Source organism: Mesorhizobium calcicola (genome assembly GCF_042682105.1).
GTDB classification, from domain to species: domain Bacteria; phylum Pseudomonadota; class Alphaproteobacteria; order Rhizobiales; family Rhizobiaceae; genus Mesorhizobium; species Mesorhizobium calcicola.
This window is the reverse complement of record NZ_JBHUGY010000080.1, coordinates 182,322-204,525: the sequence shown is the minus strand read 5'-3', so window position 1 is coordinate 204,525 and position 22,204 is coordinate 182,322. Positions and strand designations below refer to the sequence as shown.

26 protein-coding genes are annotated in these 22,204 nt (G+C 62.5%); 15 read left to right on the top strand and 11 right to left on the bottom strand.

Annotation, left to right across the window (positions count from 1 at the left end; translation table 11 throughout):
* Positions 1-202: 202 nt before the first annotated feature.
* The gene (locus ACFSQT_RS39465; protein WP_379027442.1) at positions 203-874 is read right to left on the bottom strand and encodes an alpha/beta hydrolase; all 672 of its coding nucleotides are present in this window, start codon (positions 872-874) and stop codon (positions 203-205) included.
* Between the two features lie 201 nt (positions 875-1,075).
* Between ACFSQT_RS39465 and ACFSQT_RS39460 the strand changes: the two genes are divergently transcribed.
* Complete coding sequence (locus ACFSQT_RS39460) at positions 1,076-2,299, top strand: OpgC family protein (protein ID WP_379027440.1); 1,224 nt, start codon at positions 1,076-1,078, stop codon at positions 2,297-2,299.
* Between the two features lie 4 nt (positions 2,300-2,303).
* On the opposite strand, the gene ACFSQT_RS39455 is transcribed toward ACFSQT_RS39460, so the two are convergent.
* Complete coding sequence (locus tag ACFSQT_RS39455) at positions 2,304-3,380, bottom strand: LacI family DNA-binding transcriptional regulator (protein ID WP_379027438.1); 1,077 nt, start codon at positions 3,378-3,380, stop codon at positions 2,304-2,306.
* A 154-nt stretch (positions 3,381-3,534) separates the two neighbouring features.
* On the opposite strand from ACFSQT_RS39455, the gene ACFSQT_RS39450 reads away from it, so the two are divergent.
* Both ACFSQT_RS39450 and ACFSQT_RS39445 read left to right on the top strand, forming a co-directional pair.
* Positions 3,535-3,678: a hypothetical protein gene (locus tag ACFSQT_RS39450; protein ID WP_379027436.1), complete on the top strand. Its 144-nt coding sequence runs from the start codon at positions 3,535-3,537 to the stop codon at positions 3,676-3,678.
* 63 nt (positions 3,679-3,741) lie between these two features.
* The gene (locus ACFSQT_RS39445; RefSeq protein ID WP_379027434.1) at positions 3,742-3,891 is read left to right on the top strand and encodes a hypothetical protein; all 150 of its coding nucleotides are present in this window, start codon (positions 3,742-3,744) and stop codon (positions 3,889-3,891) included.
* Positions 3,892-3,987: 96 nt separating this feature from the next.
* On the opposite strand, the gene ACFSQT_RS39440 is transcribed toward ACFSQT_RS39445, so the two are convergent.
* On the bottom strand, positions 3,988-4,362 hold the full coding sequence (locus tag ACFSQT_RS39440) for a DUF423 domain-containing protein (protein WP_379027432.1): 375 nt from the start codon (positions 4,360-4,362) through the stop codon (positions 3,988-3,990).
* 42 nt (positions 4,363-4,404) lie between these two features.
* On the bottom strand, positions 4,405-5,658 hold the full coding sequence (locus ACFSQT_RS39435; RefSeq protein ID WP_379027431.1) for an MFS transporter: 1,254 nt from the start codon (positions 5,656-5,658) through the stop codon (positions 4,405-4,407).
* 180 nt (positions 5,659-5,838) lie between these two features.
* Here ACFSQT_RS39435 and ACFSQT_RS39430 point away from each other — a divergent pair, with 180 nt between their 5' ends.
* Positions 5,839-6,504 carry a GntR family transcriptional regulator gene (locus tag ACFSQT_RS39430; RefSeq protein WP_379027543.1) on the top strand — a complete coding sequence of 222 codons (666 nt, stop codon included), beginning with the start codon at positions 5,839-5,841 and terminating at the stop codon, positions 6,502-6,504.
* A gap of 75 nt (positions 6,505-6,579) precedes the next feature.
* The gene (locus ACFSQT_RS39425) at positions 6,580-6,840 is read left to right on the top strand and encodes a DUF982 domain-containing protein (protein ID WP_013532263.1); all 261 of its coding nucleotides are present in this window, start codon (positions 6,580-6,582) and stop codon (positions 6,838-6,840) included.
* A 52-nt stretch (positions 6,841-6,892) separates the two neighbouring features.
* On the opposite strand, the gene ACFSQT_RS39420 is transcribed toward ACFSQT_RS39425, so the two are convergent.
* On the bottom strand, positions 6,893-7,051 hold the full coding sequence (locus ACFSQT_RS39420) for a hypothetical protein (RefSeq protein ID WP_379027429.1): 159 nt from the start codon (positions 7,049-7,051) through the stop codon (positions 6,893-6,895).
* Positions 7,052-7,378: 327 nt separating this feature from the next.
* Between ACFSQT_RS39420 and ACFSQT_RS39415 the strand changes: the two genes are divergently transcribed.
* Entirely contained in the window at positions 7,379-8,350 is a 972-nt protein-coding gene (locus tag ACFSQT_RS39415) for a glycosyl transferase family 90 (RefSeq protein ID WP_379027427.1), read from the top strand.
* A gap of 45 nt (positions 8,351-8,395) precedes the next feature.
* Here the strand turns inward: ACFSQT_RS39415 and ACFSQT_RS39410 are convergent, their stop codons facing one another.
* Positions 8,396-9,439: an aldo/keto reductase gene (locus tag ACFSQT_RS39410; RefSeq protein ID WP_379027425.1), complete on the bottom strand. Its 1,044-nt coding sequence runs from the start codon at positions 9,437-9,439 to the stop codon at positions 8,396-8,398.
* 280 nt (positions 9,440-9,719) lie between these two features.
* On the opposite strand from ACFSQT_RS39410, the gene ppk2 reads away from it, so the two are divergent.
* Positions 9,720-10,640 carry a polyphosphate kinase 2 gene (ppk2, locus tag ACFSQT_RS39405; protein ID WP_379027423.1) on the top strand — a complete coding sequence of 307 codons (921 nt, stop codon included), beginning with the start codon at positions 9,720-9,722 and terminating at the stop codon, positions 10,638-10,640.
* Positions 10,641-10,687: 47 nt separating this feature from the next.
* Here the strand turns inward: ppk2 and ACFSQT_RS39400 are convergent, their stop codons facing one another.
* The 4 genes from ACFSQT_RS39400 to ACFSQT_RS39385 all read right to left on the bottom strand — a co-directional run bounded on the left by ACFSQT_RS39400 (position 10,688) and on the right by ACFSQT_RS39385 (position 14,440).
* Positions 10,688-11,332 (bottom strand): dihydrofolate reductase family protein, encoded by a 645-nt coding sequence (locus ACFSQT_RS39400; protein WP_379027421.1) that lies wholly within the window; start codon positions 11,330-11,332, stop codon positions 10,688-10,690.
* Positions 11,333-11,543: 211 nt separating this feature from the next.
* Positions 11,544-12,575, bottom strand: a complete 1,032-nt coding sequence (gene hemB / locus ACFSQT_RS39395; protein ID WP_379027419.1) for a porphobilinogen synthase — start codon at positions 12,573-12,575, stop codon at positions 11,544-11,546.
* A gap of 85 nt (positions 12,576-12,660) precedes the next feature.
* Entirely contained in the window at positions 12,661-13,488 is an 828-nt protein-coding gene (locus ACFSQT_RS39390) for a DUF2066 domain-containing protein (RefSeq protein WP_379027417.1), read from the bottom strand.
* 82 nt (positions 13,489-13,570) lie between these two features.
* A complete protein-coding gene (locus tag ACFSQT_RS39385) occupies positions 13,571-14,440 on the bottom strand; it encodes an NAD(P)H-binding protein (RefSeq protein ID WP_379027541.1) in 870 nt (289 codons plus the stop codon).
* Between the two features lie 181 nt (positions 14,441-14,621).
* Here ACFSQT_RS39385 and ACFSQT_RS39380 point away from each other — a divergent pair, with 181 nt between their 5' ends.
* The 4 genes from ACFSQT_RS39380 to ACFSQT_RS39365 all read left to right on the top strand — a co-directional run bounded on the left by ACFSQT_RS39380 (position 14,622) and on the right by ACFSQT_RS39365 (position 17,431).
* Positions 14,622-15,665 carry an enoyl-CoA hydratase/isomerase family protein gene (locus tag ACFSQT_RS39380; protein WP_379027415.1) on the top strand — a complete coding sequence of 348 codons (1,044 nt, stop codon included), beginning with the start codon at positions 14,622-14,624 and terminating at the stop codon, positions 15,663-15,665.
* Entirely contained in the window at positions 15,662-16,084 is a 423-nt protein-coding gene (locus tag ACFSQT_RS39375) for a DUF6163 family protein (RefSeq protein ID WP_379027413.1), read from the top strand. Before ACFSQT_RS39380 ends, ACFSQT_RS39375 begins: the two co-directional genes overlap by 4 nt.
* A gap of 238 nt (positions 16,085-16,322) precedes the next feature.
* Positions 16,323-16,838: a transcriptional regulator LdtR gene (gene ldtR / locus ACFSQT_RS39370; protein ID WP_379027411.1), complete on the top strand. Its 516-nt coding sequence runs from the start codon at positions 16,323-16,325 to the stop codon at positions 16,836-16,838.
* Between the two features lie 191 nt (positions 16,839-17,029).
* Positions 17,030-17,431 carry a hypothetical protein gene (locus tag ACFSQT_RS39365; RefSeq protein ID WP_379027409.1) on the top strand — a complete coding sequence of 134 codons (402 nt, stop codon included), beginning with the start codon at positions 17,030-17,032 and terminating at the stop codon, positions 17,429-17,431.
* 77 nt (positions 17,432-17,508) lie between these two features.
* Here the strand turns inward: ACFSQT_RS39365 and ACFSQT_RS39360 are convergent, their stop codons facing one another.
* A complete protein-coding gene (locus ACFSQT_RS39360) occupies positions 17,509-18,168 on the bottom strand; it encodes a hypothetical protein (protein WP_379027407.1) in 660 nt (219 codons plus the stop codon).
* Between the two features lie 198 nt (positions 18,169-18,366).
* On the opposite strand from ACFSQT_RS39360, the gene ACFSQT_RS39355 reads away from it, so the two are divergent.
* The 4 genes from ACFSQT_RS39355 (at position 18,367) to ACFSQT_RS39340 (ending at position 22,128) form a co-directional block, all read left to right on the top strand.
* Entirely contained in the window at positions 18,367-19,620 is a 1,254-nt protein-coding gene (locus ACFSQT_RS39355) for a L,D-transpeptidase family protein (protein WP_379027405.1), read from the top strand.
* Between the two features lie 14 nt (positions 19,621-19,634).
* Entirely contained in the window at positions 19,635-19,934 is a 300-nt protein-coding gene (locus tag ACFSQT_RS39350; protein ID WP_379027539.1) for a cation:proton antiporter domain-containing protein, read from the top strand.
* A 179-nt stretch (positions 19,935-20,113) separates the two neighbouring features.
* A complete protein-coding gene (gene glyA / locus ACFSQT_RS39345; protein WP_379027403.1) occupies positions 20,114-21,427 on the top strand; it encodes a serine hydroxymethyltransferase in 1,314 nt (437 codons plus the stop codon).
* 71 nt (positions 21,428-21,498) lie between these two features.
* On the top strand, positions 21,499-22,128 hold the full coding sequence (locus ACFSQT_RS39340; protein ID WP_379027401.1) for a hypothetical protein: 630 nt from the start codon (positions 21,499-21,501) through the stop codon (positions 22,126-22,128).
* Positions 22,129-22,204 lie beyond the last annotated feature (76 nt).

Below are 22,204 nucleotides of genomic sequence, written 5' to 3'. Positions count from 1 at the left end.
AGAAATAAGTCATGCTGATAGTCATCGATCCGAAAACCGGGGAGGCCGCTGGATGCCGCCGCTCAATCTTACCCGCTGCTGCTCTCGGCCCTGTTGCATTATCGAGCCGGCAGTCATCAGGCCCATTGCGAAAGCGGACTTGCCTTGTTGATTGCGGGACCGGAAGTGCGCGTGGCCACAGGATGATGGCTTCCGCCGTCAATCAGCTTTGCGCGATAGGCGCGGCAGGTGACGCCTTCAGCCATTGCCTGACGATCGCCGCGTCGGCGTTGCCGAATTCATGGCCCGATGGAACAATCCGCGTGTCGAGTTCGGCGCCGTGCTGGCTGAGCAGCGTCACCAGCGCGGGTGCGAAGGGCGCGTAGGTGAGGTCGGCGGCGCCGGCGATGATCAGCACCCGTGCCTTTGACAAATCCGTCGCCGGCACGTCGTCAAGCACCGGCATCGGCCGCAGCAGCGCGGCGCGTTCGACAAGGCCAGGATGCAGCAGCATCAGGCTTGAGACCAGATTGGCGCCGTTCGAATAGCCGAGGAACGTCGTGCGGGAGAGGTCGAGATTGTGGCGTGTCGCGGCGTCAGCGACGAAGCCCGCGAAAGTGCTGGTTTCGGTGCGGATGCTGTGCTGTTCGAAGCGCGTCGGCGTGATGCGCGCGAACCAGCGGAAACCATCCTCCTGGACGATGCGGCCGCGCACCGCGATCAGCATGGCGCGCGGCGCGATCTCTCGTGCCAGCGGCACCAATGTCGTCTCGTCGACACCCGACCCATGCAGCAGGAAGAAGCATTCGCCAGTTGAATCCACCGGCTTGTACAGGCGGTAGCGGAAGGCGAGATCACGCCGCAACGCACCATCTTGTGAGGTCTCTTCGGTCATGGCCTCATCCTTTTGATTTCATGACCGTTCCGGTCAGTTTGCCGGCTTCAAAACGCAATATTTTCAAGCTCCGCGAAAGTTGATTGAACCGGGCGTATTCCGGTCCGTTTCTTCGCCGATATCATTCCACGGGAGGAATCGAAGCGGTGCGCAGGGGGTCGCATTGCCGGCATGAACAACCAGCATTGAGGCCTTTTGTCGATGACCACCCAATTCTCGCCGGACCGCGATGCACGTGTCCCGGATCGCGCCGAGCGCGTCTCGGAACGCGACACGCGCATCGATGTGATCCGCGCTCTCGCGTTGCTGACCATCTTTGTCGACCACGTGCCGGGTACCGCCTTCGAGTATCTGACCTACAAGAATTTCGGTTTTTCGGACGCGGCGGAGGTCTTCGTGCTGATCTCCGGCATCTCGGTCGCGCTCGCCTACGGCAAGAAATTCCAGCCCGGCAACCGGCTGCTGGTAACGTTGAAGATGTGGCGGCGCGCGGGCGTGCTCTATGCGGCCCACATCGTCACCACAATGGTGGTGATGGCGATCTTCTGCGCGGCGGCGGTGTTCGCCAGGCGGCCCGAGCTGTTGACGATGATCAACATCGAGCCGTTGATCAAGAACACGCCGCAGGTGTTGATCGGCATCGTGACGCTCGGCCATCAGCTTGGCTACAACAACATCCTGCCGGTCTATGCGGTGCTGCTCTTGCTGGCGCCGGCCTTCCTGCTCTCCGTCAGCTACCGGCCATTGCCGGCGCTGGTCGCATCCGGCGCGCTGTGGCTGGTCGCCGGGATCTACCAGATCGCGCCGCCGAACTATCCCGAGCCCGGCTTCTGGTTCCTCAACCCGCTGTCGTGGCAGTTCCTGTTCAACATCGGCCTGGCAGGCACGCTGCATGTGCGTCGCGGCGGCACCATCCCGGTCAACCGCTGGCTGGTTGGCGCGGCTTTGGCCTACACCGCCACGGCGCTGGTCTGGGTGCATAGTCCGCTCTGGGGGCAGATCTCCTGGTTGGGCCTGCCTCCGGTGTTGACAGGCTTCGACAAGACGTTCCTGGCACTGCCGAGGCTGCTGCATATCCTGGCGGTGAGTTACCTGATCGTGGCATTCCCGGCCATCTCGAACCTGTTCCGCACCGGGCGCGATCATCCGCTTGCCATATTGGGCAAACGATCGCTGCCGGTTTTCATTGCCGGCACGGTGCTCGCCCTGACGGCGCAGGTACTGAAGCAGATCAATCCGGGCGGGTTTGCTTATGACAGCTTGTTGATTGCCGCCGGCATCGCCATGCAGTTTGCGGTTGCCTACTATCTCGAATGGCTTTCGAGCCTTGGATCGTCCGCGAAAAGCAGGCCGGCCCACAACGCCGCACTGCCCGTCCAGACGTCCTTCGGCATGTCGCCGATGGCAACCAGAATGGGCCGGTGAGGCGTCAGGCGGGCGAGGGGCCGGATGAGGCCCGCACCACAAGCTCGACCGGCAGCGATTGCCGGCCGAGCGAGTCGTCGTTTTCGAGGATTGCCTTGACGGCCAGGCGGCCCATCTCGGCGATCGGCTGGACGATTGTGGTCAGCGGCGGCTTGGAAACCGCTCCTTCCGGGACACCGTCGAAGCCGACGATCGAAACGTCGCCCGGGACAGTGATGTCATGCTGGCGCAGCCAGTCCAGCGCATGCAGGGCGATCCTGTCCGACATTGCCAGGATGGCGGTCGGTGTCTCGGCGCCGGCGAAAATATGATCGAGGCCGGCCCGGACACTTTTCTCGTCATTGAGGGTTTCATAGATCGGCACCTTCGAGACGTCGATGTCGACGCGGGACAATTCCGCGAAGTAGCCGCGCAAGCGGTCGCGTGTCCCGGAATAGAGGGCCTTCTCCACCTGCGCCTGCGTGGTCGGGCCGAAGCCGGCATCGGCACAGGGCAGGGTAAGCACCGCAAAGCGACGATGCCCAAGCTCGGTCAGATGGCGCGCCGCGAGACCAGCGCCGGCAATGTTGTCGACGCCGATCGCCGCCACCGCCTCGTCCTCCGAATCGAGATCGAGCGCGACAAAGGGCAGTTTGCGTTCGCGCGCCAGTTCGACCAGCCTTGAGCCGCCTTCGATGCAAAAGACGATGAAGCCATCGACCAATGCGCTCTGGATGTTCCAGGCGAGCTGTTCGTTGTTGGCGGCGGAGACCAGCGAGATTCCCGCACCAGTCGCATCGCAGGCTTGCGAGATGCTAGCCATCATCACCCGTGCGAAAGGGTCGTCGAAGAAATAGGACAACGGCTCCGCGGTCGCGACACCGATGGCGTTGACCTTGCCAGCGCGCAGCAACCGGCCTTTAGGGTCGGGTCCGCCATATCCCATCGCCTCGGCAGCCGCCTTGACCCGTTCGCGGACCTCCTCGCGCACGATCTCCGGGCGGGCGAACACGTTGGACGCGGTGCCGTGCGAGACACCGGCCGCTTTGGCAATGTCTGCCAGCCGGACCGGTCTTGTCTTTCCAGAGGTCAATGGCGCCATCTTCGTCTCCTGAATTCATCCCATCTAGCACTTTCGTTGGATCGGTTCAAATTTTGACTTGATCGAAGGCTCGAAGAGATGTAGCTTTGAATCGATCCAAGAAGGAATGCCCCTGATAATTGGATCGATTCAATAACAACCGGAGAGACGTGTCATGCATCCCATCAACTATCTCTTCCAGGATATCTATCGCAACCACTGGAGCATCGGTTCGACCGCCGCGACGCGGAAGCGCCGCGACGGGGCAGGCCCATGGGTTCGCGAACTGCGATTCCTGGTGGAGCGCAAGCGGAGCTGATCGGCATCGCCTTTTCGTGCTCACCGATTGGATCGATTCAAAACCTTGAAAGGAGTGCACACAATGCATCCCGTGAGCTATCTGTTCGAAGACATCTACCGCAACTACTGGGGCATCGCGCCGGCTTCCAGCCGGCCGCAGACGCCTCGTTTGATCAGGCTGCGGCGACGCAATCGCGAATTGCTCGTCCCGCCCGAGCGCCGGCAGGACTGAACGACGTTGACAGGCCGGCATCGGTTTTCGCGAATGGGTGCCGGGCAGGGTGCCCGGAGATATCAGCGGAAGGCTGCTGATGCAGGATCCATCTGATCAGGAGCGCGCGCGCACCAGCGCCGAGGCTGCTATCACCAGCCAGCCGGCGATGAGCAAGGTGCCGCCGATCGGCGCCGACAGCGGGAACAGCCGCGAGCCGAGGAAGTCCCTGGCGAGCAGATCACCGCAGAACAACAGAAGCCCAACCAGCAGGATCAGGCTGCCTATGCGCAGCGCCCGGTTCGCGCCAAGCAGTCCGGCGGCGAGGAAGACCGGCGCATGCATGAGCAGGAAGGATGCGGCGGTGCCGACGAAGGCGCCGCCCAGATGCGCCGCCGCGGCCGACAGCGCCACGCCGGCAGCGCCACAGAGGCCGCCGGCGAGGACGAGGATACGGCCTCTGTTGCCGTAAGATTGCTCGGCCGTGCTCATGTCCGGGGCTCCATGTCGTTCACGGCATACGACCGAATTCGGTCAGGTCTCGCCGGCGTTGGCGAGCATGTCCTGCTCGCGGCGCGATTGCGCCAGCCAGTTATACACCGCGCCACCGGCCATCAAGACGGACGTGCCTAGAAACACCGAGCGCATGCCGAAATGGCCACCGGCAAAGCCGCCAAGCAAGGGGCCGGCGACCTGTCCGACATATTGGGCGGAGATCGAGAGCCCGAGCACATTGCCGCCGACGCCGTCTGGAACATTGTGGCGGATTACGCTGGTGATGCAGGGCAAGAGCCCGCCCAACGCCAGGCCCATCAGGAAGCGCAGGCCGATGAGTTGCCAGCTCTGCGCGACGAAGGCCTGCGGGATCAAGAGCAGTGCCGAGACGGCAAGCGCGCCGATGATGACGTTCCAATGGCCGATGCGGTCGGCGAGCTTGCCGAGGCGCGAAGCCGACAGGATGGCGCCGAGGGCGGCCGCCGACATGACGACACCTGATATCAGCGTGACGCGGCTCTGGTCTTCGATGAGCTGCTGCACATAGACGGTGATGATCGGCTCGATCGACATGGTGGCGAAACTCAACAGCATGCCGGTCGCCAGCATGGCGATGACAGGCCGTTTGTCGGGAATTTGTGCCCAGCCGCCTTTCGGCTTCTGCTTCGATGCGGCATCTGTCGTTGTCGGCCGGGGGGCCTCCTTGATCAGAAAGGTGGTCGCCAGGAACGCCAGGAAGATGACGCCGCCGGACAGCAGGAAGGTGGCGCGGATGCCGATCAGCGGCGGCAGGGCGCCGCCGACCAGCGGGCCGACCAGTGCCCCGCCGGTGATGCCGGCCGACAGCAGGCCCAGCGCCCAGCCGGAACGCTCCTTTGGCGTCTGCATGGCGACCAGGATGGTCGACCCGGAGGAATAGCCCCCGGCAAAGCCGATCAGCAGCCGTAGCAGCACCAACTGCCAGACGGTCTGCACCATGCCGGTCAAAGACATGCATATGGCCATGCCTAGACTGGCGCGAACCAGCATCACCTTGCGGCCGTAGCGGTCGCCGAGGCGTCCCCACAGCGGCGCCACCAGCGCCGCCGCGAAGAAGGTCGCGCCAAAGGCGAGCCCCGACCATTGCACGATCGCCGTGTGGCCTTGAGCGCCGAGCTGCTCGATATAGAGCGGCAGGAACGGCAAAAGCAGCGTCATCGCGACAAGCGTCGAGAACGACCCGGCAAAGCACACGAACAGATTGCGCCGCCAGTGGATATTGTAGGCGCTGTCGGTAACCGGGGCCTGGGTCATGTCATACGTCCTGTGCGAACAACGCATAGAAGGTTGCTGTGGATACCAATTTGGGATACCAAGATGGTACCCGTCATGGACGCAAGCTTGGGCGCTGTCAATGCGACCTTCTCAAACGTGATCGGGAAACGCGGCCAGCAGGCCGATCGCCGGCAGTTGGCCGAAAAAACGGAAACGACAATGTCGCAGATGCAGAACGTCGAAAAACAGCTTCGGCAGATGATCCTGGGCCTCGAGATCGGTCCCGGCGAGAAACTGACCGAGCGCTGGATCGAAAGCCGCTTCGGCGCGTCGCGAACCCCGGTCAGGGCCGCGCTGCTGCGGCTCGAGACCGAGGGCCTGGTCGGCAGGGACGGCCGTGGCTGGACGGTGTCGCCGATCAACCTGGCTGAACTCGAGCAGATCGCCGTCTACAGGGAGGCGGTCGAGCTTGCGGCACTTCGCCTGACATGCGCCTTGGCGGACCGGAGCGCCGTCGACGTCGTCGAGGCGATGCTCGACTCTTGCGACACCGACACGCAGCGCGAGGAATGGCATCGTGTCGGCATGGATTTTCACATCGAGCTGGCGCGCCTGTCGGGCAATGAATTCCTGTTCCGGGCGGTCCGCGATGCCATGACACGCCTGTCGCGGGCCCGTTGGCTGGAGGTTCGCGACGAGGCGGCCCTTGCTCGCGCCTGGGCGGAACATCGGGCCATTCTGTCAGCGGCACGTCTTGGCGATGCCGATGAAGCCACGCGCCTGCTTTCGGCCCACATCGTCGGCAGCCGCGACCGGCTGGTGACGTCGCTCGCCAATGATCGGCGTGGTCTTCGCGCCAGGGGCTTTGCCGTCATCGCCGCTTGAGGCGTTGTGAAGGCGCAAAAGGCGGATGCGCACTTTCGGCCTCGCTTCGCGGACACCAATGGCGTAAGAGCGGCGATGGAAAACAACCGATTTGAAACACCCGTGACCGTCAAGTCAGTCGCGGCGGGGAGCACTCAGCTCCTGCGTACGGCCCGTGAGGCTTCCGACTACCTGCTCAACAGCTGGCCCGGCAAGCGCAGCCCCAAGCATCGCGCGGCCCTGCAGGCCTGTCACGACGCGCTGGCCGGCGACAAGCCGGCGATGAACGCCAGGCGCGCCTTCATCGCGGCGGCGCGCGAAGTGGACGTCTTTGTCAGCGACAAGGCCCCGGCCTGATACAAGGCGACAATCTGGAAAGGCACGGCCCGCATCGCGGGCCGTTTTGCCGTCATTTTGTCGTTTCGGTTTCGCTTTCGGTTTCGGTCTCGCCCTCGGGCTTCGAACGTTCGCGCGCTGCAACCTTGGCTGCCAGCTTCTCGGCCTTCTTGGCCGCCTTCTGGCGGTCGCGTTCCTTGCGTTCCTGATCGTAGTTTGGTGGTCGCGCCATATCGGCTCCTTTTTTCACTGCCTGGACCGGTTCATCGTTTCACGGAAACGCAGAACCACCCCATCTCTTTTGGTTTAACGCAATTCCCTGAGGGAAAGCGCTACGCGCTTTTCCCGGGAAAACCGTTTCACGTTTTTTCCCGGAATTGCTTTAGCGGCTCTGACCCTGCCTAGGAGCATTAGCCGTCAAACACAACAGCTGAAGCGATAGTGCCCGGCCGTTCGCGTCGATGATGGTCCGGGGCTTGCAAGATGCGCGGCACAATGGTGTAGGGGACCGACGCGCCAACGCATCGCGAGCCGCGCGTTTGTTTTGATCAAGTGAACCATGGCCACCATACAGCGAACGACGGCAAAGGTTTTCTACTATGCGCGAAACGTCCTGCGCGATATCGCGCCGCAGGCACTCTTCCGCCGCCGCCTGGCGGATCGCCTGGAAAAAGCCAAGCTGTCGGACGGCTCGGTTCGCCGGCGGCTGAACCACTACAACAAGCTGCAGGACGCGTTTACGCCCAGCCCGGCCGCGGTTCGTATCGACAATCTGCCGTTCGCGCCGAGCATGTACTATTACGACCTGAAGGAATTTGCCCGCTACTTCGACCCCGGATTGCTCATCGATCTGGAATTCGGCGACATCATCGACGTGCCGAAGGTGCCTTCGCTCGTCAAGGATCGGCCGATCCATGCCGACCACAGCAATGCGATCATTCTGAAATTCAACAAGTTCCGGCACTTCCATATGCCTGCCGACGCAACTGCATTCGTCGACAAGCTCCCGGCCGTGGTCTGGCGCGGCGATCTCAACAATCCGATACGGACCAGGTTCCTGAACGCCGTGCGCGATCTGCCTTTCTGCGACGCCGGCTCGCACAAGTCGTACGCGCCGCCCGAGTACAGCAGGCCCTATCTCAGCATTGGCCAGCAGCAGCGTTATCGCTACATCGTCTCGCTCGAAGGCAATGACGTGGCGACCAACCTCAAATGGATCATGAACTCGAATTCGCTCTGCCTGACGCCGCCACCGACATACGAGACATGGTTCGCCGAGAGGGAGCTCGAGGCGAACGTTCACTATGTCCCGCTCGCCCCAGATTTCGCCGATCTTGCCGAAAAGGTGCGCTATTTCGAACGACACCCAGCTGCGGCGGAACGCATCATCGCTGCGGCCAATGCCTATTGCCGGACATTCGCCAACGAGCAGGCCGAACAGGCGATCTCCCTGCTCGTGCTCTACAAATATTTCGTGCTCAGCGGGCAGTTCAAACCCGACGCCGAGGTCTGGCGCTATATCATCGGATAGAAGCCGGCGGGCATCGTCCGCCGGCTTCCCGTGGAGATCGGTGTTTCACACGCCGCTTCGGTCAATAACCAGATCGGCGGCGCCGAAGCGGTCCTTTGCCGTCAGCTGCTGGTGCCAGTAGGGATAGAGCAAAGGCGGCCGGCTGACCGCGTCGAGCCGTTCACGCTCCTCGCCGGTGAGCACCAGGCTTGCCGCTGCGATATTGTCCCGGAATTGCGTTTCGCTCCTGCCGCCGATCACCAGCGAACTGACGGCCGGTCGGCCAAGCAGCCAGGCCAGTGCCACCTGCGCTGCCGACACGCCGTGCTGCGTGCCGATCTCGACAAGGACATCGACGATCCGCCAGAGCCGGTCCTCGTCGCGGATCGGCGGCTCGGACCAGCCGGCGCGCTGGCGGGCGGTGGGGCTGTCGCGGCGGTATTTGCCGGACAGCAATCCGCCGGCGAGCGGGCTCCAGACCAGCACGCCGAGGCCCTGGTCGACCGAAATCGGCAGCAATTCATATTCCGCCTCGCGCGCTTCCAGCGTGTAGTGGATCTGCTGGGTGACGAAGCGCGGCTGGTGATGGCTGTCGCTGATACCGAGCGCCTTCATCACTTGCCAGCCGGAATAGTTGGAGCAGCCGACATAGCGGATCTTGCCCTGGGCAACCAGCGTGTCGAGCGCGGCTAGGGTTTCCTCAAGCGGCGTCGTGCCGTCCCATTCGTGCAGGAAGTAGATGTCGATGACGTCGGTCTTCAACCGCTTCAGGCTCTTCTCGCATTCGCGGATCAGGTGATAGCGCGACAGGCCTTCATCGTTGGGGCCGTTGCCGATCCGCATCCGCGCCTTGGAGGCGATCAGCACGTCGCCCTTGCGCTTGCCGCCGAGCGCCTCGCCGATCATTTCTTCGGAAATGCCGTTCGAATAGACATTGGCGGTGTCGATGAGGTTGATGCCGGCATCGATGCAGAGATCGATCATCCGGCGTGCCTCGTCGAGGTCGGTCTTGCCGACAGCCGAAAACGCGCCGGCGCCGCCGAAGGTCATGGTGCCCATGGTCAGTGTCGAAACTTTCAAGCCGGAACGGCCGAGGGTGCGGTATTCCATGTCATTCCTCGCGATTGCTTTGGGGGAAGGGGTGCTGGGGAAGGGCACCTCCGAAAGTGGCAGGTATTTGTAGGACAATTTTGACCGCCTGTCGCCATGCCACGACGACGGATCGATCATGCCTCGCGGGATTTGCAGCGGCGGTGATCCCGTTCAGGCTGCAATAAAACCGTCATTGCCGGTCTATATTGAAGTCGGCTCAGGTGTTGCCACTCGGAACGCAGGCCAGGGGTTTGGGCGCCGGACGTGGATCGACGGGTTTGCAAGCGGAGCAGCTGATATGACCGAGCTAAAACAGAATTCTCCTGCCAAGGACTGGCTTGAAGCCGAGCTCGCCGACACGCTCGACGAGGACTATGAGCTCGAAATGTCGGAGCCGGCGCTGTCGATGGAGATCGCCAAGATCTATAAGAACTCGCATCCGCCTTCGATCGATCGCATGCAGTATTTTCGCGACCTGATCAGCCTGCAGTCCGAATTGATCAAGCTGCAGTCCTGGGTCGCCTATCACAAGAAGAAGCTGGTGGTGATCTTCGAGGGCCGCGACTCCGCCGGCAAGGGCGGCGTCATCAAGCGCATCACCCAGCGGCTCAATCCGCGCATCTGCCGCGTCGTCGCCCTTCCGGCGCCGACCGAGCGCGAACAGTCGCAATGGTATTTCCAGCGTTACGTCCCGCATCTGCCGGCCGGCGGCGAGATCGTGCTGTTCGACCGTTCCTGGTACAACCGCTCCGGGGTTGAGCGGGTGATGGGTTTTGCCGAGCCCGATCAGGTCGAGGAATTCTTCCGCGACGTGCCGGAGTTCGAGCGCATGCTGGTCCGCTCAGGCGTCACCGTGGTCAAATACTGGTTCTCGATCACCGACGAGGAGCAGCAGATGCGCTTCCTGATGCGCATCCACGATCCGATGAAGCAGTGGAAACTGTCGCCGATGGACCTGCAGTCGCGCGTGCGCTGGGAGCAGTACACCAAGGCCAAGGAAGAGACCTTCGCCCGCACCAACATCCCGGAGGCGCCCTGGTTCATCGTCGAGGGCAACGACAAGAAGCGCGCGCAGCTTAACTGCATCGACCATCTGCTGAAGCAGATGCAGTATGAAGAGGTGCCGCACGAGGAGATCACGCTGCCCGAGCGCGTCTTCAATCCGGAATACGAGCGCCAGACGCTGCCGCGCGAACTCTACGTGCCGGAGAAGTATTGAGAACGCCAACGCCCCTTCTCCTACAGGGGGAGAAGGGGGAGCCTGACTTAAACCCGATTGATAACCACATGCGTGGCGAGCGCTGTCGCCACCTGTTCGGCGCATTGATAGCCGAGCTTCGGCATGTCCAGGCCGGCGAAAAGATTCTCGCCCGCGCCGAGCAGCACCGGCGCGATCGCCAGATGCATCTCGTCGATCAGTTTCTCCTGCAGATATTGCCGGATGGTGGCGACGCCGCCGCCGACCCGCACGTCCTTGCCATCGGCCGCCGCTTTGGCTTGTTCCAGCGCCGAATGGATGCCATCGGTGACGAAGTGGAAGGTCGTGCCGCCCTCCATGACGATCGGTTCGCGCTTGTGATGGGTCAGCACGAAAACCGGCACATGGTAGGGCGGGTTGTCGCCCCACCAGCCCTTCCAGCTGTCGTCAGGCCATTCGCCCCGGATCGGTCCGAACATGTTGCGGCCGAGGATCCAGGCGCCGACATTCTCGAAGCTGCGCGCCGCAAAGTCCTCGTCAGTGCCGGTCGCGCCGCCCTCTTCGCCGAACATCTCGCGGAAGGTGCGGGTGCTCCAGGCCCATTTGTGCAGGGTTTCCCCGCCGACACCGAGCGGGTTTTGCAGATCCTGATCCGGACCGGCGCCATAGCCGTCGAGCGACAGGGTGAAAGCATTGACGCGAAGTTTGGACATGAAAGCCTCCTCCATAACCAGTTGTGATTTGCAAGCAGTTGCTTGTTAGCAAACTGATTGCGAATTGCAAGCGGTATTTTGGGGTGTAACAAACCCCAGGCGATTGGTCAAACGACCTTCGCTTCGGGCTCCTGGGCGGAAGCCGGAAATAGTCAAGGATATCGAGGGGCCGCCGGCATCGCCGCGACCGGCCCATACGCGGAAAGAGAAACTATCCCTTCAGCATCGTTGCCACTTCGGGCGCGAAATAGGTCAGAATGCCGTCGCAGCCGGCGCGCTTGAAGGCGAGCAGGGATTCCAGCATCGCCTTTTCGCCATCGATCCAGCCATTGGCGGCGGCGGCCTTGATCATCGAATATTCGCCCGACACCTGGTAGACGAAGGTCGGCATCTGGAATTCGTCCTTCAGCCGCCGGATGATGTCGAGATAGGGCAGGCCGGGCTTGACCATCAGCATGTCGGCGCCTTCGGCGATATCCTGTTCGGCCTCGCGCACCGCCTCGTCGGAATTGGCGTGGTCGATATAGTAGGTCTTCTTGTCGCCCTTGAGCAGGCCGGCGGTGCCGACCGCCTCGCGATAGGGACCATAGAAGGCCGAGGCGAACTTGGTCGCGTAGGACATGATCGCCACGTCCTGGAAGCCGTTGGCATCGAGCGCGTCGCGGATGGCGCCGATGCGGCCGTCCATCATGTCGGACGGCGCGATGATGTCGGCGCCGGCCGCCGCCTGGATGACGGCCGCGGCGGCCACCTGTTCGACCGTTTCGTCATTGACGATGATGCCGTCGCGCAGGATGCCGTCATGGCCGTGGCTGGTGAACGGGTCGAGCGCGGCATCGGTGATGATGCCGATCTCAGGCACAGCGTCCTTGATCGCCCTTGTGGCGCGGTTGATGACGTTGTCGGGGTCGAGGATATGCGAGCCGGTCTGGTCGCGCAGCGCGATGTCGACATTGGGGAAGGTGGCGAGTGCGGGAATGCCGAGCTTTGCCGCGCGTTCAGCCTCCTTGACGGCGAGATCGATCGACAGGCGGAAGACGCCCGGCATGGCGGCGATCGGTTCGCGCACTTGTCTGCCGTCGACGACGAAGATCGGCCAGATCAAATCGTCGACCGTAAGCCGGTTCTCCTGCACGAGGCGGCGCGACCAGTCGGCCTTGCGCATGCGGCGCAAGCGGCGGCTGCCGGTGATGTCGTCGACGCTGCGCGCGCCGACTGGCTTTGTCGGGGTAAATTTGTTCATCGCCAAAACTCTCGTTCGGCGGCTTTTTACCACGAGCCCTTGCCGCTGACCAATGCGACACGATTGTGCCAGGCCGAAGCTTGGTTCAAGGCTGCCCATTGCCCGAAAGAATCTGCGCCGCGCCGCGCATCGCGACACGAAACGCCTCGTCGAAGGAAACGCCGCGCACCTGCCAGGCGTAGGTCTTGCCGGCCATCGCCAGCCGCCAGTCGGCGACCCAGCCCAATTCCTTGTCGCTCCAGACGATGCTGCCGGAAAGCGCCTGGTCGGCGCCGGCTTTTTTCGCGGCGATGTCGAGCTTCGCCATGTCGGCGTCGCGCAGCGTCTTGTCATCCAGCCCGGCTTGCGACAGCAGCGCTGCCGTCGGGAATGTCACCTGCATGGCCAGCGGCGCGGCGGCATTGCCGAACGATTCGCGCATCAACACACCGCGCTCGTCATCGGCATCGAGCGCGAAATGCCGGATGCCTTGTTCGGTCGACAAAAACACCGCCAGCCGCGGCCGCTCGGTCAGCCAAGGTTTGCTGCCGAGCGAAGCCAGAACCGGGCCGATCGTCGCCGGCGTGTATTGGCAATAAAGGTCGTGCGGTCGGTCGTGCGTGCCCTGTTCGTCATGCACCGGAATGCCTTCCATGCGGTCGCGGTAGCGGAAACCGGTGACAAAGCTGCCGGCCTTGTCGCGCAGGGCCGTCATCTCAGGTTTCGCCAGCAGGCGCTGGTCGCCGGACACTCGGACCAGAACCGCATCAAGGCAGATCTTGAAGCCTGCCTGGCGGTTCCGCTCGCCCTGACCGGTGACGATGGTCTGTGATTTGTAGAGGTCATCGACGCCTGCCGCCCTGGCCAGGCTATTGGCGGCGAAGATGGCCAGCAGGCCACCCAGAACAAGGGCAATGCGCAAAAACCGCGACATGGCTCACCGTCCGCTTCGAGGTGGCCAATCTCTAGCATCGAGCGCCGTCGGTGGCCAAGACGCGCCGCCGCTCAGTTTGGCTTCAGCCCGTGGGTCCAAACGCGGCTGCGTCCTCAACAAATCTCCTGAAGTCGGTTGGAGGGTGCCCGGTCAAATGCCGGTGCGCATCCGTGACCCGTTGGTAGCGGCCTTCTTCTATCGATCGGCATAAAGTCGAAAAGGCATGCGGCCATGGGTCCTCCATTTCCGCCCAGGCGCGCTGAAGATAGTCGGCGGACGAACAGGCAATGAACTCGAGAGGACGGTCAAAAGCCGAACCGCCGGCCTCGGCGAGGTCGTGAAACGACAGCGGCTGCGGTCCCGTCAATTCATACGTTTTTCCAGCGTGCTTCATTGGTGAGGCGACGACTGCCGCCGCCGCCAACGCAACGTCGTTTCTCGATATGGGCGCAACCTGCCCGGCGCCCGTGGGCAGCGAAAGAACCCCGGACGAAAGGGCCGGCCTGATCCAGCTATCCAGAACCAGATCCGAATACAGGCCGCATCTCAAGATCGTCCAGGTCAGCCCGCTTTCCCGCAGCCTGCGCTCAGCGTCCCTGTAGACGGGCGTGAAATAGAACGGCGAGTCCGTATCGATATCGATGATGCTGGTGAAGACGATTGATGCTATTTTTCGGGAAACGGCAGCCTCTATGGCATTGGCGTGGTGACGGAGTACGTCTCTGCCGTCGCCATCGCTCGAGACGAGCAGCAGCGTCGAGACACCTTCGAATTCTCGCGACAAACTCTCCGGATCGTCGTAGTCCGCGATCCGCAACGGCGTTTCGGAAGGCAGGCTCGCCGCACGCTTGCCGGCGTTCCTGGCCATGCCGACGACCGGCAAGCCCTGCCGCGACAGCGCGGCAAGCGCCTTGCCCCCGACATATCCCGACGCTCCGGTTACAACGATCATGCGTTCGTCCTGGGCTTCACAGGCGGACAAGTTGCACCCATTTGGCCGGGACGCAAAGGATGGCCTCTTACCATTCCCGAGGTCCAAACTGACCCACGACCGGCCGGCTTGGCATTGACGCACCCATGCGCCACGCTTTAGCACTTCAATCCCGGCGGCGCGGGGGAGGGATTCTTTCACGATGGATTTTGGCGGAGGCGACGAGATCCGCTTCGAACATCTGGGCCGGGCCGGCGTCGTCACGTTGACGCGGCCGCACGCACTCAATGCGGTCACGCACCGCATGGTCAAGGCGCTCGACGCTGCTCTTTCCGCCTGGGAGACCGACCAGGGTGTCGATGTCGTCGTCGTCAAGGCCGAGGGCAGGGCGTTTTCGGCTGGCGGCGACATCCTGCATATCTACGAGGCCGGCCGGGCGGGAAAGCCGCCGGTCGATTTCTTCGCCGATGAATACCGGCTCAATGCCCGCATCAACAGCTTCAGAAAACCTTACGTCGCACTGATCGACGGCATCGTCATGGGCGGTGGCGTCGGCATCTCCTTCCACGGCTCGCACCGGGTGATGACCGAGAATGCCCAGTTCGCCATGCCGGAGGTCGGCATCGGCTTTTTCCCGGATGTCGGCGCCAGCCATTTGCTGCCTGATCTCGGCGGCTCCTTCGGGATGTATCTGGCGCTGACCGGCAATCGCATCCGCTACGGCGACGCGCTGTGGTCGGGACTAGCCACCCACACCATCAAGGCCGAGGACCAGGGCGGCTTCCTTGACCGGCTGACGCTGACCGGCGATCCGGAAGCGGTGCTGCGCGGTTTCTTCGTCCAGGCAAGGCGAGAGACCGATCGGCAGACGCTGGAGGCGATCGTCCGTCATTTTTCACAACCATCCCTAAAGGCCGTCATCGACAGCCTGGAACGGGCGGCAGGCGACGACGAGTTCGCGGCAAAGACGCTGGCGACGGTCCGCACGCGCTCGCCGACCAGCCTGCGCGTCGCCTGGCGTCAGATCAGCGCCGGGCTGACCCTGTCCATGGACGACTGCATGAAGATGGAGTTCCGCATCCTCAACCGGATGCTCGCCGGCCACGATTTCTACGAAGGCATTCGCGCCGCCATCATCGACAAGGGCTCGAAGCCGCAATGGCGGCCGGCAAGCCTCGGTGCGGTCAGCGAAGCGGATGTCGGCGCCTATTTCGCTTCGCTCGGCGAACGGGAGCTCGACCTGTGAGCGAGGTGACCTCGAGACGCGTCGTGCTGCAGCCCTCGGGCGTGGAGGTGATCTTCGCCTGGTTCCAGCGCGTCGTCGCCGGCTACTGCCTGCTTTTTGGCATCCTCTACTGGATCAAGCTGATCGGCTTCTATCCCGGCCCGCTATGGCGTTTCGACCTGATGCCCGTGCACTGGCAGGTGGCGGCGGTGGTGCTCGCCGTGTTCTTCCCCTTTGCCGCCGCCGGCCTGTGGATGCTGGCCTCCTGGGGACCGGTGATCTGGTTCATCTGCGCCGTGACCGAGACCGTCATGTATGCCGGCCTTCCCGAACTTTTCGGCCACCGGCCGCTGATCGTCTTTTCGCATGCCGCGGTGGCGCTGCTCTACATCGTCTTTCGCGTCGTCATCTACCTGCAGAAGCGCCCGGTGCGGCACTGAACCCTTGAGCCCATTGGCGGCCTGGCGGCTGCCTGGATCCCGCCCCGGGATTGTTGCCTAAGCCTTTAGGTTAATTATCCTTGCTCGGGTGACCGTTCGTTAAGCGTCTTTCGAAACCTCTTACCGGTAAGCTCTTGTTAGCCCTAGCGTTTAAGTCGAATTTTATGAGTATTCGATAGTGTCGCGATCAAGGTGAAAAACAAAAAATCACCAGGGCGACAAACGAGAGGCAAAGACAATGATCAATTCGCGTCCGGCGGCGAAGACCGCCAACGTATCCGACGACCGCCGCGAGGCTATCCGCTCGCTGTACATGGAATCGCTGCAGCTTGTGGAGCGGCTGCACCGCCGCCTGCTTGACGTGATCAAGGACGAATTCGACCGCAACGGCCGTTCCGACATCAATGCCATCCAGGCGCTGTTGCTGTTCAACATCGGCAATTCGGAGCTGACCGCCGGCGAGCTGCGCTCGCGCGGCTACTATCTCGGCTCGAACGTTTCCTACAATCTGAAGAAGCTGGTCGATCTCGGCTTCATCAACCACCAGCGCTCGCGCATCGACCGCCGTTCGGTTCGTGTCTCGCTGACCCCGAAGGGCAACGAAGTGGCGGACGTCGTCGCCGGTCTCTATGAGCGCCATGTCGGCTCGATCGAGCAGGTCGGCGGCATCAACACCGAGGAATTCAAGCAGATGAACCGTGCCCTGCAGCGGCTCGACCGCTTCTGGAACGACACCATCGCCTACCGGATGTAAGCCGGCGCATCGGATCTGGCCCGCGCCACAGAAGCGCGGCCGAAATGTCGACCTCTGGTCAAGGCTGGTGCCGAAAGGCATCGGCCCTTTTTCTTTTCCTGATCCCGAAGCCCAGGCGCCTGGTCGGCACTATCCCGCCAGGTTTGCTTTCGCTGCAGCAGTGCCTAATGTCACGGCTGGGAGGCGCGCGCATGATGGGTCTGAGAAAACGCTCGAGGACTTGCTCGGTTGCCGCAGTGCTTTTGCTGGTCCCGCAAACGGCCTTCGCCGAGGAGTGGTGGAAGGATTCTTTCGCCGCGGAAGGCAGTTCCCCATGTGACAACAATGACTCGATCGTGACGTTTACCGACAAGGCAGTGGAGATGTGGGAGGTGGGCTGCACGTTGGACAAGGTCCAGAAGATCAACCGCCTGGATGTCGTCATCCTGGACATGTCGTGTACGGATGGTGAAAGCACGGACAAGAGACGGGAACTGTTGCTCAAACTGGAGGATAACAAGGTCCTGCGCTATCCTCAGCATGAGGTGTTGCAAAGATGTTCGGAATTGAGGGCGCAGCCAAGTCCGGACCCAAATGTTGCAACTCCACGCTGAGGGATCGTGCGATAGTCAGCCAGATAGGATCACGGCTTCAGCGGACAGAATTTCTCGTGGAAATAGGCAAGCGCCTGTTAGGCCTGGCCTGGTTCGCCGAAGAACGGGCCGATTGTTTCGGGTTCTCGCGTCAGGTCGCAGCTGCCCTCGGTGTCGGTTGAGCAGGATTTCACCAGTCCCTTCAGCGAGATGGTTAAAGGCGGACTGTCGAACGACAGGGCGGTCACGTTACCAAGCCGCACTTCGTAGGTCAGGCGGTAGTAGATGGCGCCGTCCTCCTCGAACTGCTGTTCTGCCTTGTAGGTGCAATCGTCCAGCCTGGTGACGATGAACCTGAGCGTTTCGGTTTTGTCGCCGACCTCGTTCGGGCCTGTGCTGGTGAAGATAGCCGGCGATCGGGACACCTGCTTCATCGGTTCGTCGGCCTGCTGCCCGTATTTGGGGATCGCGCCCTGTTCCAGGCCGTGCACGAAATAGGCGACCGTCTCCTCCGGCGTTGGGCTGCTGCCGTTTGGACCTCCGGCCAAAGCGAAGGCCGCGACGACTGAAAGGACACCAGGCATGGTCTCGTTCCTCGCGTTGGACTGGCTTGTCAGTGTATCATCATCGGCCTGCGGTTCATCGGTCGATGTCGGGCCGCCGATCGCGCATCGGTACCGAAAAAGCACGGGCTCTTCATTTCGCTGCGTCGCCCGATGCAAATCGCGGGCCAAGGCCACGTTGCCGCCATATTCCAATGGAACCGAGGATGCCGGTGAGGCTGTGGTGAAGGCCGTGCGTTCACCCGGAACCCGTGTCGCGCTTCGCGCGTTTGTCGCCGAACTGATACGGACATGGTTGGCTAATTGTTAAGATTGCCAACCCTAGAGTGCAGGCAAGATCGCCCTATAACCGAATGCAGCAGATCGAACGCTACAAGAATGTCTGGAACGTCCATGAGAACCAGCCGCCGTCTTTTCCTCTCCGGAGCCTCAGCGCTCGCAGCCGCGATGGTCGCCGGCGGCGCCAATGCGCAGGATGTCATCGGTGATATCCTGAAATCCTCGGCGCGAGGCAATTGGGACGACCAGTTCGATGCCCGCGCCAGCGAGGGCGGCAAGGTGGCTTCGACGCTGCCGATCTTCAGCCTGCAGACCGTCGCCTTTACCGAGCAGGCGGTGGCGCAATATCAGAACATCGTCGGCCAGGGCGGCTGGGTGGAGGTCCCCGCGACCAAGAAATTGCAGCTCGGCGTCGATGATCCCGATGTCGTGCCGTTGCGCAAGCGGCTGATGGTCTCTGGCGACCTGTCGCAGAGCGCCGGCATTTCGACGGCGTTCGATTCCTATGTCGACTCGGCGGTCAAGCGCTTCCAGTTGCGTCACGGCCTGCCCGCTGACGGCTCCATGGGCAAATACACGTACGCGGCGATGAATGTTTCGGCGCAGATCCGGCTTGGCCAGTTGCAGACCAATCTGCAGCGGCTGCGCGAAAAGGCCGGCACGCTGGGCAGCCGCTATGTGCTGGTCGACATTCCGGCGGCGCAGATCGAAGCGGTCGAGAACGACCGGGTCGTGCTTCGCCACACCGCGATCGTCGGCAAAATCGATCGCCAGACGCCGATCGTCAATTCCAAGATCAACGAGATCATCGTCAATCCGTACTGGAACGCGCCGGTCTCGATTGTGCGCAAGGACATCATTCCGCTGATGCGCAAGAATCCCGATTATCTGAAGGACAGCCATATCCGCCTGTTCGCGCCGGACGGCAGCGAGGTCGATCCGCTCACTGTCGACTGGTCGACCGACGACGCCGCCAAGTATCGCTTCCGCCAGGATCCTGGCGCGGGCAACGCGATGGCCTCGGTCAAGATCAATTTCCCCAGCCCCGACGGCGTCTACATGCACGATACGCCGCAGCAGAGCCTTTTCGGCAAGATGATGCGTTTCGATTCCTCGGGCTGCGTGCGCGTGCAGAATGTGCGCGACCTCGTCACCTGGATCCTGCGCGACACGCCGGGCTGGGACCGTCAGCATTTCGAGGCGGCGATCAAGACCGGCGAAAACACGCCGATCCAGATTACCAACCCGGTTCCGGTCCACTTCCTCTATCTCTCGGCATGGTCGACGGCGCCGGGCGTCGTGCAGTTCCGCGACGACGTCTACGCGCTCGACGGCGCCAACGAGCTGCAGATCACGTCATCGCTTTAAGTATCTGATTTTTTATAAGAAAAGGCCGCCGATCAGGGCGGCCTTTTCGTTTCAGAGAGACGAAGGTGCTGGTGATGATCCTGCTGCCCTTCATCGCCTACCTCGGCGCCGAGCACATCGGAGCTTCCGTAATCCTGGCGGCGGTCACCGCCGGCCTGCTCACCGGCGGTTCCGGCGTGTTTCGTTTCCCCAGCGTCTCGGCCTGCATGCGGTCGATGTCGCTGTGGACGACGCTTTCCTGCGCGGGCCGGGCGCTGTTCACCGAAATCACGCTCACAGAGGCCCTGCTGAAGGGCGGGCAGGCGCGGAAATAGCGCCGTCTTTGCGTCGCTGCCGCAAACCGGCCAGCAAATTTCGCGCTGCAAACGTGGCGGGGCGAAAACAACTGTGTTAATGGCGCGGCGAATGCATGTCGCCCAAAAGTGTGCAGCGGTTTTGGGACAACGATATGCATAAATCAAAAAATGCCCCCCGAACCCAAGGATTTCAGGCCATGGCAACAGCAGCGGCAGTGTCGAACAAATTCGAATCCTTCTTCGAAACCACGCTGGAAGATGCCGATCCGGAGATCTTCGGCGCCATCCGCAACGAACTTGGTCGCCAGCGCCACGAGATCGAGTTGATCGCCTCCGAAAACATCGTCTCGCGCGCCGTGCTGGAAGCTCAAGGCTCGATCATGACCAACAAATATGCCGAGGGCTATCCCGGCAAGCGCTACTATGGCGGCTGCCAGTTCGTCGACGTCGCCGAGGAACTGGCCATCGAGCGGGCCAAGAAGCTGTTCGGCTGCAACTTCGCCAACGTCCAGCCGAACTCCGGCAGCCAGATGAATCAGGCGGTGTTCCTGGCGCTCTTGCAGCCCGGCGACACATTCATGGGCCTCGACCTCAATTCGGGCGGCCATCTGACCCACGGCTCGCCTGTCAACATGAGCGGCAAATGGTTCAAGGTCGTGTCCTATGGCGTGCGCCAGGAGGACCATCTGCTTGACATGGACGCCATCGAGAAGACCGCCCACGAGACCAAGCCAAAGCTGATCCTGGCCGGCGGCACCGCCTATTCGCGCGTCTGGGACTGGAAGCGTTTTCGCGAGATCGCCGACGCAGTTGGCGCTTATCTGATGGTCGACATGGCGCACATCGCCGGCCTGGTGGCGGGTGGCGTGCATCCGTCGCCGCTGCCGCACGCCCATGTGGTGACGACCACGACGCACAAGTCGCTGCGCGGCCCGCGCGGCGGCATGATCCTGTGCAATGACGAGGACATCGCCAAGAAGATGAATTCCGCCGTGTTCCCCGGCCTGCAGGGTGGCCCGCTGATGCATGTCATCGCCGCCAAGGCCGTGGCCTTGGGCGAAGCACTGAAGCCGAGCTTCAAGGTCTACGCCGAGAGCGTCGCCGCCAACGCCAAGGCGCTCGCCTCCAGCCTCAAGGAAACCGGTCTCGATATCGTCTCCGGCGGCACCGACAACCATCTGATGCTGGTCGACCTGCGCCCCAAGAACGCCACCGGCAAGCGCGCCGAGGCCGCGCTCGGCCGCGCCAACATCACCTGCAACAAGAACGGCATCCCGTTCGACCCGGAAAAGCCTTTCGTCACCTCGGGCGTACGCCTCGGCACCCCGGCCGGCACCACGCGCGGCTTCGGCCAGGCCGAGTTCCGTGAGATCGGCAAGTTGATCGCCGAAGTGCTGGATGGTCTGAAAGTCGCCAATTCCGACGAGGGCAATGCCACTGTCGAAGCGGCGGTCAAGGCCAAGGTGGTGGCGCTGACCGACCGTTTCCCGCTCTATCCTTATCTCGGCTGACGAGATAGGACGTCTCATCACCTTGCCGCGGCGATAAGCATCGTCGCGGCAAGGCTGCGACAGGAGCCTTGATGATGCGAATTGTTCGTCTTGCCGCCGCTGGCGTCCTGGCCGCTTTGATCGCCTTGCGGCTCTCCAGCATCGCCTTGGCGCAAACCGCCCCCGCTCAGGCCGAGCCCACGCAACCCGCTCCTGCCCAGGCCGCGCCCGCGGCGCCCAAGCTTGAAACCTTCGGCAGATGGTCGATCCTGGTCGACGAGATCGACACTGGTCAGGATATCCGCAAGACCTGCGCTGCCTCGACCGCCTTTATCGGCGCCGGCGGCGAGAGCGGCACCCTGACGCTCATCATCTCGAATGGCGATGCACTGCCGCCGGATGCTTACCCGTCCCTGACCGTCGCGGTCGACAACAAGGCTTTGCCGACCGGCAAGTCGGTCGCCGCGACCTTCGGCGATGAGAAGGGCCACGTCACTGCCAAGTTCCATTCCGACGCCGCCATCAACGGCCGGCTCAGCTGGACCGCGGACAATCAGGCCAAGACCAGCCTGGCGCTCTTGCGCGTCATGCGCCGCGCATCGGCGCTCGATGTCTCCTTTGGCGACGCGCCTGTTGGAAGCATATCCATGGACGGCTTCACCAAGGCCTACCGCAGTCTCGGCGCATCATGCGGGTTTCCGACCACCGACGTCGCCCCCTGACGGCATTGGTACGCTCTCCGGCTCTGCGGTGCTGGCAATCTTGCTTGCGCCTCGCTATCTCTCAGGGGCGAGGCTC